14 protein-coding genes are annotated in these 15,039 nt (G+C 39.1%); 4 read left to right on the top strand and 10 right to left on the bottom strand.

The features are described from left to right. The 9 genes from HNR31_RS07250 to HNR31_RS07210 all read right to left on the bottom strand — a co-directional run bounded on the left by HNR31_RS07250 (position 1) and on the right by HNR31_RS07210 (position 9,317). Complete coding sequence (locus HNR31_RS07250; protein WP_181555592.1) at positions 1-1,350, bottom strand: hemolysin family protein; 1,350 nt, start codon at positions 1,348-1,350, stop codon at positions 1-3. Positions 1,351-1,412: 62 nt separating this feature from the next. Then, the gene (locus tag HNR31_RS07245; protein ID WP_181555591.1) at positions 1,413-2,102 is read right to left on the bottom strand and encodes a zinc metallopeptidase; all 690 of its coding nucleotides are present in this window, start codon (positions 2,100-2,102) and stop codon (positions 1,413-1,415) included. A 673-nt stretch (positions 2,103-2,775) separates the two neighbouring features. Then, positions 2,776-2,970, bottom strand: coding sequence for a hypothetical protein (locus HNR31_RS07240; RefSeq protein WP_220129444.1), 195 nt, complete (start codon positions 2,968-2,970; stop codon positions 2,776-2,778). Positions 2,971-3,108: 138 nt separating this feature from the next. Beyond that, positions 3,109-3,903 carry an undecaprenyl-diphosphate phosphatase gene (gene bacA, locus HNR31_RS07235; protein ID WP_181555844.1) on the bottom strand — a complete coding sequence of 265 codons (795 nt, stop codon included), beginning with the start codon at positions 3,901-3,903 and terminating at the stop codon, positions 3,109-3,111. Between the two features lie 497 nt (positions 3,904-4,400). Beyond that, a complete protein-coding gene (gene wrbA, locus HNR31_RS07230) occupies positions 4,401-5,018 on the bottom strand; it encodes an NAD(P)H:quinone oxidoreductase (RefSeq protein ID WP_181555589.1) in 618 nt (205 codons plus the stop codon). Positions 5,019-5,062: 44 nt separating this feature from the next. Beyond that, on the bottom strand, positions 5,063-5,767 hold the full coding sequence (locus HNR31_RS07225) for a pirin family protein (RefSeq protein ID WP_181555588.1): 705 nt from the start codon (positions 5,765-5,767) through the stop codon (positions 5,063-5,065). 370 nt (positions 5,768-6,137) lie between these two features. Continuing rightward, the gene (locus tag HNR31_RS07220; protein WP_181555587.1) at positions 6,138-7,403 is read right to left on the bottom strand and encodes a dicarboxylate/amino acid:cation symporter; all 1,266 of its coding nucleotides are present in this window, start codon (positions 7,401-7,403) and stop codon (positions 6,138-6,140) included. A gap of 225 nt (positions 7,404-7,628) precedes the next feature. Further along, entirely contained in the window at positions 7,629-8,186 is a 558-nt protein-coding gene (locus tag HNR31_RS07215; protein WP_181555586.1) for a GNAT family N-acetyltransferase, read from the bottom strand. An 81-nt stretch (positions 8,187-8,267) separates the two neighbouring features. Next, positions 8,268-9,317 carry a TRAP transporter substrate-binding protein gene (locus tag HNR31_RS07210; protein WP_181555585.1) on the bottom strand — a complete coding sequence of 350 codons (1,050 nt, stop codon included), beginning with the start codon at positions 9,315-9,317 and terminating at the stop codon, positions 8,268-8,270. Positions 9,318-9,425: 108 nt separating this feature from the next. On the opposite strand from HNR31_RS07210, the gene HNR31_RS07205 reads away from it, so the two are divergent. Together HNR31_RS07205 and HNR31_RS07200 are read left to right on the top strand one after the other, a co-directional pair. Further along, positions 9,426-11,003: an ATP-binding protein gene (locus HNR31_RS07205; RefSeq protein ID WP_181555843.1), complete on the top strand. Its 1,578-nt coding sequence runs from the start codon at positions 9,426-9,428 to the stop codon at positions 11,001-11,003. Between the two features lie 13 nt (positions 11,004-11,016). After that, entirely contained in the window at positions 11,017-11,691 is a 675-nt protein-coding gene (locus HNR31_RS07200; RefSeq protein ID WP_181555584.1) for a response regulator, read from the top strand. A 49-nt stretch (positions 11,692-11,740) separates the two neighbouring features. On the opposite strand, the gene HNR31_RS07195 is transcribed toward HNR31_RS07200, so the two are convergent. After that, on the bottom strand, positions 11,741-12,718 hold the full coding sequence (locus HNR31_RS07195; RefSeq protein WP_181555583.1) for a LacI family DNA-binding transcriptional regulator: 978 nt from the start codon (positions 12,716-12,718) through the stop codon (positions 11,741-11,743). An 89-nt stretch (positions 12,719-12,807) separates the two neighbouring features. Between HNR31_RS07195 and HNR31_RS18650 the strand changes: the two genes are divergently transcribed. Both HNR31_RS18650 and HNR31_RS18645 read left to right on the top strand, forming a co-directional pair. Then, positions 12,808-12,942, top strand: coding sequence for a hypothetical protein (locus HNR31_RS18650; RefSeq protein WP_258561030.1), 135 nt, complete (start codon positions 12,808-12,810; stop codon positions 12,940-12,942). A gap of 809 nt (positions 12,943-13,751) precedes the next feature. Continuing rightward, the gene (locus HNR31_RS18645; RefSeq protein WP_258561029.1) at positions 13,752-14,918 is read left to right on the top strand and encodes a hypothetical protein; all 1,167 of its coding nucleotides are present in this window, start codon (positions 13,752-13,754) and stop codon (positions 14,916-14,918) included. Positions 14,919-15,039 lie beyond the last annotated feature (121 nt).

The raw sequence follows: 15,039 nt of genomic DNA, 5'->3' as shown, positions 1-15,039 counted from the left end.
CTATAAGTGCAATCGTACTTCTTTATCCATTTCACTTGTCTCATCTTCTACTTGTTCAGGCTCTCGCTTTGTCACTTCTATCGTCTTGACATGATGGCCATCCATTTCCAACACTTTAAATGAATAACGATCAACTTCTACACTATCTCCTACTGCAATATCATAGTGTTCTGTTAAAATCCAACCACCGATCGTGTCCACATCCGTATCATCAATCGACAAACCAAACAAATCGTTTATTTCACTGATCAGCACTTTTCCGTCAATAATCGTATGCATCTCATCAATTTTTTGAATCATTGGTATTTCGTCGACGTCAAACTCGTCTTGAATTTCACCAACGATTTCTTCTAAAATATCTTCGACAGTGACAAGCCCGGATGTACCACCATATTCATCGACTAAAATCGCCATATGAATGCGCTCTTTTTGCATTTTCACAAGCAAGTCATGAATGGCAATCGATTCAATTACTTGAATAATCGGGCGAATATAATCTTTCATTTCTTTTTCTTGAGAAGGATTCGTTACAAGGTCTGTAAACACTTCTTTCACGTTAATTAATCCAAGAACGTGATCTTTATCTCCGTCGATAACAGGATAACGTGTATATTTTTCCTCTTTAATGATTTCTAAATTTTCTTTTACACTTCGATGAATATCGAGAGCTATAATTTCCTTTCGTGGCACCATAATTTCTTTGGCAACACGATCATCAAAACGAAAAATGTTATTCACGTATTTGTACTCCGATTGATTAATCTCCCCACTTTTGTAGCTTTCTGATAAAATAAGACGCAATTCTTCCTCAGAATGAGCAATTTCATGTTCCGCAGCAGGCTTCAAGCCAAATATTCTAGTAACAATACGGGCGGAATTATTCAGCGTCCAAATGAACGGATACATGACCTTATAAAACAAAATGAGCGGTTGAGCGGTAAGAAGCGTAATGGCTTCCGCTTTATGAATGGCAAACGTCTTTGGAGCAAGCTCCCCAACAACGACGTGGAAAAAAGTAATACTGGCAAACGCAATCGTAAATGATAGAATGTGGGAAAGCGACTCCGACAAATGAATCCGCTCGAATAACGGCATTAACAATCTCTCTACGGTCGGCTCCCCAAGCCATCCGAGTCCTAAAGACGTAATCGTAATCCCTAGCTGGTTTGCCGATAAATATCCATCGAGGTTGGAAATCACCTTTTTGGCAGCAACCGCTCGTTTGTTTCCCTCACTAATTAATTGGTCAATTCGTGAGCTACGGACTTTGACGATCGCAAATTCCGATGCGACAAAAAAGCCCGTACATGCAATAAGTAATGCCACCATCACTAAATTAAATATGTCCAATTGGTTTCCGCACACGATGTTCGCGTGCGGATTACACCTCCTACAGACAGGGTTTTATTTCTTTATTCTTCACTATTATTACTTTGCGTAAAAATAAGAATGTATTTTAGTAACTCAAGCACTGAAATGAGCGCTGCTGCCACATACGTTAATGCGGCTGCTCCTAGCACTTTGTTGACGCCGCGCTCCTCATTATGACCAATGATTCCTTCCGCAAGCATAAATTTTTTCGCTCTTGAACTTGCATTAAACTCGACAGGAAGCGTGATAAGTTGGAAAGCTACGGCAAATGAAAAGAAAATAATTCCAAGTCCAAGCAAAGAAAACTGTTTAAAAAGAAATCCAGCTAAAAGTAAAAATGGTGCGACTCCAGACGTAAAATTAACAATTGGAAACATACGGTGACGGAGCACTAGCGCACCGTATGATTGTTTATGTTGCACAGCGTGTCCGACTTCATGCGCTGCCACTGAAATCGCAGCGATCGAACGACCGTAATACACCGGTTCTGATAAGCGAACTGTACGTGAAATTGGATCATAGTGGTCAGTCAATCTTCCTGGTACTACTTCTACTGGTACATGGTAAAGACCATTGCGATCCAAAATCATGCGCGCGACTTCCGCACCTGTTAACCCAGATGATGCATGTACTGTTGACCATTTGTTGAAGTTTCCTGACACTTTAAATTGGGCCCATAGCGAAATGCCGAACGCGATAATAATTAAAAAATCCATTGGATGGAAGAACATGAATACACCCTCCGTTACTTTTCGTATAACATACTTAGAAATATGTTTATACTAATATTTATTTTACTTTAGGGATAATTCATACGTCAAACAATGCGGCTTATTTACTACTTAGTATGGAAAATGCGAATACATATACAACTTCCATTTTATCCTAGTTATTTTATTTACAAAAAAGAGGCTTCTTTTCAATCCGAAGCCTCCATATCGTTTCAAATAAAAAAACAAAATTATCTACGTACTTGTTCATAGTTAATGATCGATTTTCGTCGAAAATATCGGCGTTTTCTTTAATTCGATGATACTTTATACGGCATGCTAACAAAGAATAATTTGTACTAGTGACTTTCCACATTTACAACTTCAACAGGAAGGTTCATCCAAAAGCCTGCCTTGCATAAGCGATGACCATGCCTCTGGTTGAATGTCGTGCTGTTTACAGAATGCCCGAGGTTCTTTTGTCATAAATAGCAAATCAGATTAATCATCGGCTTAATTTCACAATCCGCTAACAAAACTTTTAAATGATAAACATGAAAATGATCTACAACATTGTGCACACTCGACCATCTTTGTATATAGCCTGTCCATCGCGTTATACGTTTTCTGTACTTTTCTTTGACAGCCCAGTGTACTATCGACATACTCAAGTCCAAGTTTTTGTAAACTTATTTCAAGCTCTTTTTATGTCGTCTCCACATCCTCGATCAAAATTCCACACTTTTGTCATAATAAACACTTCTTCTTTAGTCACGCCGGACTCTCGAATCTCCTGTCTCTTCTTCTTCGTTTTGGTATACAGCGTCTGCATCAATATGGCGTATCCTACTTCAAGCCGCTGCTTTGACGGAATTGATGATTTTCTCACCATTTTGCATGCTCTACACCCACTAAACCATGGCGTTTGTACTCCATTATGTAAAGTCATGTGGCCTCGCAAACTTTCCATTTGCTCTCTGCCTTTATATAAGAAAAAGATGAGGAAGCATCCCCATCTCCATATCAATTACAATAAAATGAAACTATATAAGATCGCAATGACAAAGCGGTAAATCGCAAACGGAGTAAGTTTCACTTTCGAAATGAGTTGAAGGAAAAATTTAATAGCCAGTAATGCAACAATAAACGCAGTAACGAATCCTATTGCAAAAACCGGCAGGTCGTGGACTGATAAATATTGATAACTTTTTAACAAGTCTAGGCCGCTTGCAGCAAGCATCATCGGTACAGCAATGATAAAGGAAAATTCCGCTGCAGTTTTATGGTCTGTTCCAACAAGTAACCCGCCGGAAATCGTTGAGCCTGAGCGAGAAAATCCAGGCCACAAGGCTAAACACTGAAAAACACCGATACCAAATGCTTGCTTGTAAGAAAGCTGGTCAAGGCTACTTGCCGTAACTGTTGTTTGTTTTTTCTCCACAAAAATCATTAATAACCCGCCAGCAACAAGACCTACTAATACGGTGTAAGGTGAAAATAGGTATGTCTTAATCGCATCATGCAGAAGAAACCCGAGGACAACAGCCGGAATCATCGCATAAATAATATGCAAAAGATTTAACCCTCTGCGTCCCCCATCTTCTTTCATTAACCCAAAAATATTCAAAAAACGTCTCCAATACACAACAACAACAGCAAGGATCGAACCTAATTGGATAAAAATTTCAAATGTCTTTGCTTGTTCACCTTTAAAATGGATAAGTTCTCCTGTCAAAATTAAATGCCCAGTCGAAGACACTGGGAGAAACTCAGTTAATCCTTCTACGATTCCCATAATGATTGCCGATAAATAATGCCACAACATCGCTACACCCCTAAAGTCTAGATGTTTTGAAATAGCTCCTACGTATACATGCAAGATATACCCCTATCCAAGGAAGCGGGGGCGAATCTCCTCTTCAAAGCAAGATACGAGCATATAGTGTCCAAATAGCTCTTTCAATGATAACAAGATCAATAAGCTGCCAAGTAATATCCTTAGCCATCGTGTGAGAATACTGCCTGAAAAGAGAAAACTTTTCACGACGTCAACAAACAAAGATGTTACCTCCAAAACTACAGCAGTTCATAAAAATTAGTTAATTTCTCTTCAGGGAAAAAGAATGGGAATAGAACGATTCTTATTGTTCCGCAGTTTCTCACACTCTTTCATACTTTTGTTACATTACAATAATGGCAGACATTGAGCCCCTGTTAGATTTAAACACAAATAAATGAGACATACATAATAAAAAAATTAAAAAATTCTCATCAAACAATAAAAAAGATGAGGAAATAGATTCCTCATCTCAGATCGTCTTACTGCTGTTGCAATCCATTTTTTACCCATTGCGCTACTTGTACAGTGCGCCGTGCTTGATGCTTGACCGCTGCTTCGGCATTTTCAGCAATGTTCCCATTTTGATCAACAGTAACACTTGTGCCGTATGGATTTCCACCCGCAGCAAAAATAGATGGATCCGTATATCCCGGAGCAGCAACAATTGCTCCCCAATGATACATGGTTGTATATAATTGTAAAATTGTTTGTTCTTGGCCGCCATGCGGATTTTGCGCCGATGCCATCGCGCTCACTACTTTATTCGCAAGCTTTCCTTGGAACCATAAACCGCCTGTCGTATCTAAAAATTGCTTCAATTGAGAAGGAACGTTTCCGAAACGAGTTGGCACACTGAAAATAATTGCATCGGCCCATTCTAAATCGTCTAATGTAACCGTTGGAACATCCTTTGTCGCTTCAACATGGGCTTTCCATGCTGGATTGGACTCGATCGCTTCTTTTGGCGCAAGCTCAGGTACTTTTAATACTTTGACTTCTGCTCCAACCTCTTGTGCGGCTTCTTCTGCCCATTTGGCTAATTTGTAGTTCGTTCCTGTAGAACTGTAGTAAATAATCGCTAAACGAACGTTTGACATTGTCACTCTCTCCTTTATTATAATGTATCATTTCTCATTGCCTCTTATGGGAGATCAATGAGCATGAAACGTGAGTTAGCATTAGCGTCGATTTTTAATTGCGGCATTTCTGTTATTCGTGCAGAATCACGCTTATATAGTATAGTCGTATCATTTAATACTAATTCCCCTTCAATGAGGAAAACAAAAATACGTCGACCTTCTTCTTGTTCAAATACAATCTCTTTGCCCTCTTCTAAATCGGAAAGATAAATGGTCAAATCCTGATGAATATGGGCAACATGAGGAGATGATGGATTTTTAGCCACAACCGGAAGCAATTGATTTTTTAATTGGCTTATATCAAAATCTGTTCGCTCATAAGATGGAGAGAGCCCTCTTCGTTCTGGTAAAAACCATAGTTGCAAAAAGTTTACTTCTTCTGTTGCCGACGGATTCACCTCTGAATGAACAATCCCAGTTCCCGCCGACATTCTTTGAATGCCACCAAATGTGGTAATCGCCTCATTTCCTAAGCTATCTTCGTGCTTCAATTGCCCGCGAAGCACAATAGAAACAATCTCCATTTCTTGATGTGGGTGTGCTCCAAACCCTCGCAATGGTTGAATGACATCATCATTTAGTACACGTAAAGGTCCAAAATTCATGTTGTTTGGGTCAAAATATTCTGCAAATGAAAAACTAAAATACGTATCTAGCCATCCATGATTAGCATGATACCGCTCATTTGCTGGGTATACTCGAATCATGCGATTCACATCCTTCCCTAATTCGGACATCTACAACGGTAATTTATTCATTTTAATCCATATCATTCATCTTGAATTCAAGATAATAAAAAATAATATTTAATTCATATATCTCGATTTCAAGATTATTATATAAAACAGCCAAACCGTTGTCAATCTATTTATTAAGAAAAGAACAAGCACTATTTAAGGACGGACAAACGCTCTTTGCCCCCGCTAGACAGCTTTCCATCTCGAGATCGAGTTCTCAAGCTTCGTATGAGCACCTATTCAAGAAGCAATTTGGTTAGGTGCTTATACTGCGTAATGTCCGTTTCACCTTTATACTTTCTTATCTAAAAAACGGATAGCTGTTAGCTATCCGTCCTCTTTATTTTGCAATCGTCATATTCGTCTCTTCTAATTTTGGCTCGACTGGAGGGTGAAACTCATTTTCCATTTTTGAAACTACTACTGTTGCAACGCCATTGCCGATTAAGTTTGTAATTGCACGCGCTTCAGACATAAAACGGTCCACACCAAGAAGCAATGCGATCCCCTCTACCGGAATCATTGGAAACGCGGACAACGTGGCTGCTAAGGTAATAAAGCCGGAACCAGTCACTCCAGCTGCCCCTTTTGATGTTAGCATTAATACTCCGAGAAGCGTAAGTTCTTGCCAAATAGTCAAATCGATTCCGTATGCCTGGGCGATAAAAATAGCCGCCATGGAAAGATAAATGGAAGTTCCATCAAGGTTGAACGAATATCCTGTCGGAATGACGAGACCGACAACCGATTTTGAACATCCGTATTTTTCTAATCTTTCTATCATTTTAGGTAATGCCGATTCAGATGAAGACGTTCCGAGTACAAGTAAAATTTCTTCTTTAATGTAAGCAATAAACTTGAAAATGCTAAACCCATAATATTTTGCAATGGCTCCCAGTACAACAACAATGAATAAAATCATCGTAATATAGACAGACACCATTAATTTTCCAAGCGATACTAAAGAGCCCAGTCCAAACGTACCGATCGTATAAGCCATGGCACCAAAGGCAGCAATCGGCGATACTTTCATAACCATATTAACGATACCGAAGAAAATATCAGCCAACCGTTCAAATAACTCAACAACGGGTTTGGCCTTTTCGCCTAATGATGCTGTCACTAATCCAAATAACACAGCAAAGAATAAAATCGGTAATAATTCTCCTTTCGCCATTGCCGCTACGACATTATCGGGAATAATGCTAAGCAAAAATTCGACAGCACCGTGATTCACCGCTTCTGCTTGTTGAGTATATTGCGAAATATCACCGCCTTTGACAGCCTCTGTGTTAAACCCAACACCTGGCTTTATAAGATTGACCACGATAATTCCGATTGCCAATGCAAATGTTGTGACAATTTCAAAGTAAATGAGCGCTTTTCCGCCAATTCGTCCTACCTTTTTTAAATCTCCCATGTTGCCGATCCCAATGACGACGGTAAAGAAAATAATCGGGGCAATAACCATCTTAATTAATTTAATAAATCCATCGGCGAGCACCTTCAGCTTAGCCCCAAACTCTGGAAATAAAAAGCCAACTACAACCCCTAAAATAATGCCAATAATAACACGTACAGTTAAGTTTTTAAAGTTAATTCTCATTTCCCCTTCTCCCCTCTATATATGGTAACGCTTTCAAAAGATTATTTCCCTTTGTTTGTTTTTATATTAACAAAATGTTCAAAAAATATAAATATTACGTTAATAATGGTCTTTTTGTTCATTTTGGTCTAAAAAATAATAGACCCCATTATCAAGAGCTAAAAAAGGTAAACACATATCAGTTGCCAGCTATATCGCCCCTATTAATAATTATAGAAGATTCATTCATTGCATCTCGTCATTCAACAATACCCACCTCATGTGGTCTTCCCACTTCCCGTTAACTTTTAGAAGTTTTTTGGCTATCCCTTCATTTTCGAATCCTAATTTTTTTACGACTCGAATAGAAGCTTCATTCCTCAGCATGATTGGAGCCTCAATTCGATGAAGTTGATATTCGTTGAATATAATCTTGATACCTTTTCGTAGTGCTTCTGTTATGTATCCCTTATTTAACTCATCTTTATCCAGCTTATACCCCAAAATACACGATTGTAAAATGCTTCTCACAATATTACTAAAGCTGATGCAACCAATTGTTCTAGCAAAATCTTTATCATCCTTATGAAATAACCATAGTTTAAGGATGTGTCCTGATTTCGTTAATTCGATATCTTTCTTTAATCTTTCAGATTGGTATTCTAATGTAAAAAAATCCTCTGGCTTTTCTGCTTCCCATTCCTTCAAGAAATCTTTATTCCTTTGATAATAATTTAATACTGTCAAAGCAAAGGTTTCATCTAATTCCCTTAATATTAAACGGTTCGTTTCATACAACCTCATCCAAAAATCTCTCCCTTTCAAAAAAGAAACGTATGTTTTTGTATGTTATAGAGGAGATATGCCCTTATGTTGAACATAGCGCTAAGATTCCCCCTCTTCTTTTTGAATTTGCCGTAATAAATGGTTGCCAAACTCTTTTTCAAATTCTTGATATAAAGGTGCAAATTGAGATTTCCACTTTTTCCGGTCTGTATTTGTCAATTCGTAAATATGAATGCGATGATTTTTCCTTAACTGAGCAAGCTGCTGTTCGTTTTGCCGTTTGGATTGCTGTAAATTCCAAATCGTCGTTTCTTTCATAGCTTCAGTAATTTTTTTCTGAATCTCTTTCGGCAAGTGATCCCAAAACTGTTTATTGACCATCACGGCATAACCTAAATACCCGTGATTACTGATCGTCAAATACGGTTGAAAGCGGTAAAATCCTTTTGAGTAAATGTTAGAAATCGTGTTTTCTTGGCCATCAAGCTCATGGTTTTCAAGGGAACTATATACATTGTCAAACGGAACAGCAATCGGTTCACTACCTAACAGTTGAAATTGCTTTTTAATAATATCACTTGGCATAATTCGAAATCTCAATTCATAAAAATCACGGGGTTCAATCAAAAGACGACGATTACTCATCATTTGTTTGAAACCGTTGCTCCATAATGCCAAACCTTTGATTCCTTTGCTCTCTAACATCGCTAATAGCTGCTTCCCTACATCCCCAGTAAATGCTTTTTCTACATCATGATAGTCTTTGAAAATAAACGGCAAATCGAGCACTTGCCATTCAGGAATGAGCTCGGTCACCTTCGAAAACGAAGGAGCGATCATTTGGACATCACCGCGCAACAGCGCATCGATTTCCTCATCATCAGAATATAAGGATCCATTCGGAAACACTTCGACTTTGACACGACCGTTTGTTTTTTTCTCGACAAGCTCCGCAAACTTTTGTGCCGCCAATCCTTTCGGCGTATTTTCGGCAACAACATGACTAAAATAAATGACGATTTGTTTATTTAATCCTTCTTGTTCGTCATCATATACAAGACTTTCTTCTGAAAAATGATAGATAATAAAAGTAAGGCTACCTATAAACAAAAAAAATCCAGCTACTATAACCGCCCAGCGTTGTTTCATGTTCCACACCACTTTTTTTAATTTAAGAAAATTCTATCATATAAAACCGAAAATGATAAAATGGGAACGTAGTAGACCATCTCGATAAAAAAAGAGGGATTTCCATTGCTGCGACGATTATCTATTCGCTGGAAAATTACAATCCTTATTTTCTTTATTGTCAGTTTTTCCGTATTGTTAAGCGGCATGTTCGTCATTGGAGATTTTTTTCATACAAAAGAGGAAGAGTTGAGACAACGAGCACTACTTACTGCTCGGACAGTCTCGGAGCTTCCTGAAATTAAACACTATATCACAGGAACACAAAATGAGAGATCCTTGATTAATGTGATTGTTGAGCGCGTCCGTATTATTCATGGCGCCAATTACATCGTTGTTCTTGACATGAACAAAGTTCGTCTTTCCCATCCCGTTCCAAAAATGATCGGCCGTATCTCCCATGGAGCGGATGAAGGCCCTGCCTTTGCAGAGCATACGTATACATCAAAAGCGCGTGGTGAAATCGGAACGGTCATTCGTGCTTTTGTTCCGGTTATGAACCGTGAACACCAGCAGATTGGAGTAGTCATCGCTGCCTATCAATTGCCGAGCTTTATCGAAGTGCTGGCCTCCTTAAAAGTAGAAATTTTCATCACCACTACGCTCTCCTTGTTATTTGGTGGAATGGGGGCATGGCTCCTTGCCTCTCATATAAAACGACAAATGTTTCATCTTGAACCGCATGAAATTGCTAAACTGCTCGTCGAACGAACGGAAACGTTTAATGCGATGCACGAAGGAGTCATTGCCATCGATACCGATGAAAAAATTACGATTTTTAACGATAAAGCTAAACAAATGCTAGGCATTCACGGAGACGTCATCGGCAAACCGATCCGTTCGGTTATTCCTGATACGCATTTGCCAGAAATTTTAACCATTAACCAACCGATTTATAACAAGGAACTACAACTCGGGAGTTTAACCATTTGGAGCAATCGAATTCCCATTAAAGTAAATGGCCAAACGGTCGGAGCGGTTGCCATCTTTCAAGATCGAACTGAAGTGAAAAAGCTTGCCGAGGAGTTAACTGGCGTAAAAGCATTTGTGAGCGCCTTGCGCGTGCAAAACCACGAATATATGAACAAACTTCACACAATTGCCGGTCTCATTCAATTGGGCTATAAAGAAAAAGTGCTTGAATATGTGTTTCACATGACAGAAGAACAAGAAGAACTAACACGATTTTTAAGCAAACAGATTCACAATGAAAGCATTTCTGGACTTCTACTCAGCAAAATTAGTCGCGGTAAAGAGCTCGGCATTCGTGTCATCATTGATCGCCATAGCCGACTGAACGCATTTCCATCTCCATTAGATCATCATGATTTCGTTATCATTCTTGGAAATCTTATTGAAAACGCCTTTGATTCCTTTCAAGGTATCATCGATCGAGAGAAAGAAATATATATCAGCATTGAACAAAACGAGGAAATCCTTTCTCTCTCCGTTGAGGATAACGGCTGCGGTATTGATGCCCAACACCTGAAACACATTTTTGACGAAGGTTTTTCAACAAAAGCAACAAGCGGCCGTGGCATCGGTTTACACCTAGTAAGACAAATTGTAGAAAAAGGGAAAGGACAGATTCACGTAGAGTCAGAAAAAGGAAAAGGAACGATTTTTACGATTACATTTGAGATGTAAGGAGCGCTGTTATATGTATAGAGTGCTGCTCATTGAAGACGACCCAATGGTGCAAGAAGTCAATCGACAATTTATTGAGCAAGTAAAAGGATTTAAAGTGATCGGTATAGCCGGAAACGGCATAAAAGGCATGCACATGATTCGCAAACTTCAACCTGACTTAGCTATCATTGACATTTATATGCCGCACCAAGATGGGCTTGAAACATTGCAAAACATTCGCACAGAAGGACATGCAGTAGATGTTATTGCCATTACAGCAGCAAGCGATATCGATACTGTACGACGCGTATTGCAAAACGGAGCCTTCGACTATATTATGAAGCCGTTTAAATTTGAACGGCTTCAGCAGTCGCTTGAAAAATACCATTCGTTCCGTCAAAAACTAAAAGAAAAAGAAACATTGACACAGCAAGATTTGGATAATCTTTTGCAAATAAATAAAGCGGAAGCGCGCAATAGACTTCCAAAAGGATTAAACGATATTACTCTTCAGAAAATTATCCACTATCTTTGTCAACAAACAGAGCCGGTTTCAGCGGAGGAAGTAGCCGAAGGAGTGGGCATCGCACGTGTGACGGCACGCCGCTATTTAGAATATTTAGAGAAGCAGCAAAAAGTTACACTCGACGTTCAATACGGAGGGATCGGTCGCCCGGTTAACCGTTACATCATGAAAAACGCATAGAGACAAGCAGAACAGTGAATATATGTGTGCCCTGTTCTGCTTTTGTTAGCTATACCGATGAGCGCTCAATGAGACGGGCATCCAATTTTTCCGATTTTTTTGCGATTTTGCCGGTTTCCAAACACTGATAAATCATGCGAAACGCTTTCGTTCCCATGAGCGAAAGCGGCAAATCCATCGTTGTAATTTCCAGGGCTTCCGCAATTGGATGATTATCAAAACTGAATACAGCAAGATCTTCCGGGATATTTATTCCTTCGCGCCTTCCCCATAATACGATGCCAGCTGCTACTTGATCGCTTGACACTAACAATGCCGTTGGTTTTTCCGGCAGCGCAAGCCACTCATTCACGACTCTTTTTCCATCCTCAATATACAAACAATGGTCGAAAATCCATTCTTTCCTTGGCGATTCATGGATGTTCCGCAAAGCATCATAATAGGCAGCCTCACGAGCTTTACTATTTGTTCCGGTTGTTCTCCCAATACAATATCCGATTTTTCGGTGACCTTTGTTCATTAAATACTTCATCGCGAACAGAAAAGCCTCGTAATGATTAATGTAAACAGATAATACGTCTCTTCCTTTTACATCTTCACATAAAACAATAGGCCCGTCATCTTTATACACGTCAATCACATCCCAACTGACTATGCGCGAACAAATGATCAGTCCGTCTACTTGTTTCATTCTCAACATTTCAAGCGCTTCCAACTCTTTCTGTACTTCGTAGTTTGTTTGGAATAAAAGAAGATGGTAACCGTACCGAAGCGCTTCTCTCGAAATCCCTTCTACAATCGCACCGAAGTACGGGTGATTTACATAGGGTAACACGACCCCAACTATCGATGTTTTCCCCTTGGCTAAATGAACAGCATTAATGTTTTTCGTGTAATTGAGCTTCTCGACTGCCTCCCAAACCGCTTTTCGTTTTTCCTCTTTCACGTAAGGGTACCCGTTCAATACCCTTGACACCGTAGCAACCGAAACACCGGCTACTTTTGCAATTTCACGAATGTTTGCCATCATCCTCACCTTTTCCAAAAAAGCTATTGCATTGAAACGCTTTTCATACATTATAGTTTCAACAAACAAATAAAGGGGGAATTTTTTCTATGGGTGGAATATTCATTTTTCTGCTTTTATGCCTCATTGAATGGTTTGGAGCACACATCGCTTTACAGGCAAACCCAAAAGCTGAACAGGAATATTACAACGAAAACGATCCATTCAAAACATTCTTTATGTAAACTTGCTTATTCTCCGGTCTAGCAAGGAGAAGCTTTTGCTTATACTGATCTATATTTCGATTTGAATTATAAATTCATACGTTTCAATCAGCAATTGTGATAACCAGATGATACTTTCTTGCGGATTGTCCGTCCATACGTTCATCATTCTCTTCTCCAAATTCACCGGGGCAATCCGCATCTTCCGAATCAATTGACAAACTCACTTAATGCCGGGTAATGCACGTATATGCTATTAAGCCGGACAGCATTCTAACATTTTTTCTCCACATCACCCATCACATCATAAATACATTTCTCTTTTTTTCTTCCGTATGCGTATCTTCTTCTCTCCATATGATTCTAATAGAGGCAACGATACATTGTTTATCATAATCGATCACAAAACACCCTGTCACCTTTGAAAAAACCTTCTCAATCGTGTTCATCAAAAAATTGCTTACTTCCTATTTGATTCCATCGGCAATACGTCGTCTTCATCCGGACAAAAATCGATGATTTGCCTATCCTTTGAATCGGAACAATCCTCTCTTCATCAGTAGATGATTCTTTCAATTAAGATATATAATTTAATAGTAGCGCAGGCGTCTTCCCATCCTTACGCAATCGGACCAGCCACCTCTTTTATCTTTGCGTTTTTTGATAAATCTCGGCTATTTCCGTCGCTTTTCTTCTTAAAACGCCTGTTTCTTCCTTCGTATTTTTTGTTCTTCATAACTATTTTAGCAGAACTTCTGCAAACGTAACCTTTCCAATGATGTTTCGACTAATATAATACAGGGTACTTGATAATCAAGGGGGAATCACTAATGAAAATGACGTGGAAAGCTTTAGCCGCATTTCTATTCAGCATAGCACTTATTTCCGGATGTGGTACAAAGGAAAGCAGCGAAAAAGCAAACAGCAGTGTCCCTGTAAAAGAGCAGAAAGAAAAAGAAAATCACCCTCTTTCTACCAATGAGCAGAACCAAGAAGAAAAACAAACCCCTTCTTCTGAAAAACAGTTATCCTATACTATTGATGGAAAAAAATATGAGGAAACAGCATTTCTGAAAACCAGCGATAATCAAGGGTTTTCCTTATACACGCTCAAAGGATGGGAACTCGAAGCAGAAGAGCCAAATTCAGATGTTTTACTAAAAGATGATATGGTCGTTAGAATTCGTCTTATTCATCCAGAAGGAAGCGAAATGGATTACGCCCAACTCGTTGAAGATCAAGCAAAAGCGATATCTTCTAGCGCTGTCCGGCAAGATACGACTCATCTTAGCGGAATGTTTCAGCAATCCGTTTGGTATAAGGTCCATACAGAAGATACAGCGGTAAACGTCATTGGAGTAAATAAACCGATTCCGATGATGTTCACAATTCAAACACCACGAAACAAAGAAGTGCTTGCGCCGATTTTGGCCATGTTAGAAACGATAACAAAAACAGAGACTTCAAAGTCAAAAGAAAAAACGACAAATCCTGATGAACCAACTAGTTCGCCTGCTAGCAGTCTTCCTTCAACACACACGATAACATATACCGTCAATGGTCAGGAAACAAAAGCAACAGGGACCCTTTATACAAGCTCGAATCAACCATTCCATCTATACGTGCTACCAAATTACAAAGCGGATGCGGTCGAACCTCATCTCGACCGCATTTACATCAAAGGTGACGAACAGTATTATATGGACATTGAATGTCTTGGAGATGATATTGATTGGAATCAAGTAGAATTCGAAACAATGGAAAAAATGAAAGCCATTGATAAACAAGTAACAACATCGATCTCCTCTGAATCTCATCCTCTTTTCGCAGGAATGACTGTCTATCATACCCATAACGAAGATCATTGGACAGAAGCATTTCTTATTAAAAACAATGCGCATTATCCAAATATGCGCATAACGATTCATCTTCCAAAAGAAGACAGTCATCTTGCTGAATTTTTAGCCATGGCAAAAACGATATCAAGTCAATATTGAGTTACTCCCGCCTACTTCCTTATTGGTTGTAGGAGGTTCCTCCGTTATTGATGATAAACTTGAATGGGGCTATCCTTCATGAAAAGCGAGCCCCATATTTTTATTGCCTCACATAACAAGT

It is taken from the genome of Thermaerobacillus caldiproteolyticus (assembly GCF_013761245.1).
Classification (GTDB): domain Bacteria; phylum Bacillota; class Bacilli; order Bacillales; family Anoxybacillaceae; genus Thermaerobacillus; species Thermaerobacillus caldiproteolyticus.
This window is presented reverse-complemented; position numbering and strand designations above follow the sequence as displayed.

Bases quoted from the DNA above. Each gene is read 5' to 3' on its own strand.
- HNR31_RS07245 (WP_181555591.1), bottom strand. From the start codon at position 2,102: ATGTTCTTCCATCCAATGGATTTTTTAATTATTATCGCGTTCGGCATT.
- wrbA (WP_181555589.1), bottom strand. From the start codon at position 5,018: ATGTCAAACGTTCGTTTAGCGATTATTTACTACAGTTCTACAGGAACG.
- HNR31_RS07225 (WP_181555588.1), bottom strand. From the start codon at position 5,767: ATGATTCGAGTATACCCAGCAAATGAGCGGTATCATGCTAATCATGGA.
- HNR31_RS07220 (WP_181555587.1), bottom strand. From the start codon at position 7,403: ATGAGAATTAACTTTAAAAACTTAACTGTACGTGTTATTATTGGCATT.
- HNR31_RS07215 (WP_181555586.1), bottom strand. From the start codon at position 8,186: ATGAGGTTGTATGAAACGAACCGTTTAATATTAAGGGAATTAGATGAA.
- HNR31_RS07210 (WP_181555585.1), bottom strand. From the start codon at position 9,317: ATGAAACAACGCTGGGCGGTTATAGTAGCTGGATTTTTTTTGTTTATA.
- HNR31_RS07200 (WP_181555584.1), top strand. From the start codon at position 11,017: ATGTATAGAGTGCTGCTCATTGAAGACGACCCAATGGTGCAAGAAGTC.
- HNR31_RS07195 (WP_181555583.1), bottom strand. From the start codon at position 12,718: ATGGCAAACATTCGTGAAATTGCAAAAGTAGCCGGTGTTTCGGTTGCT.
- HNR31_RS18650 (WP_258561030.1), top strand. From the start codon at position 12,808: ATGGGTGGAATATTCATTTTTCTGCTTTTATGCCTCATTGAATGGTTT.
- HNR31_RS18645 (WP_258561029.1), top strand. From the start codon at position 13,752: ATGAAAATGACGTGGAAAGCTTTAGCCGCATTTCTATTCAGCATAGCA.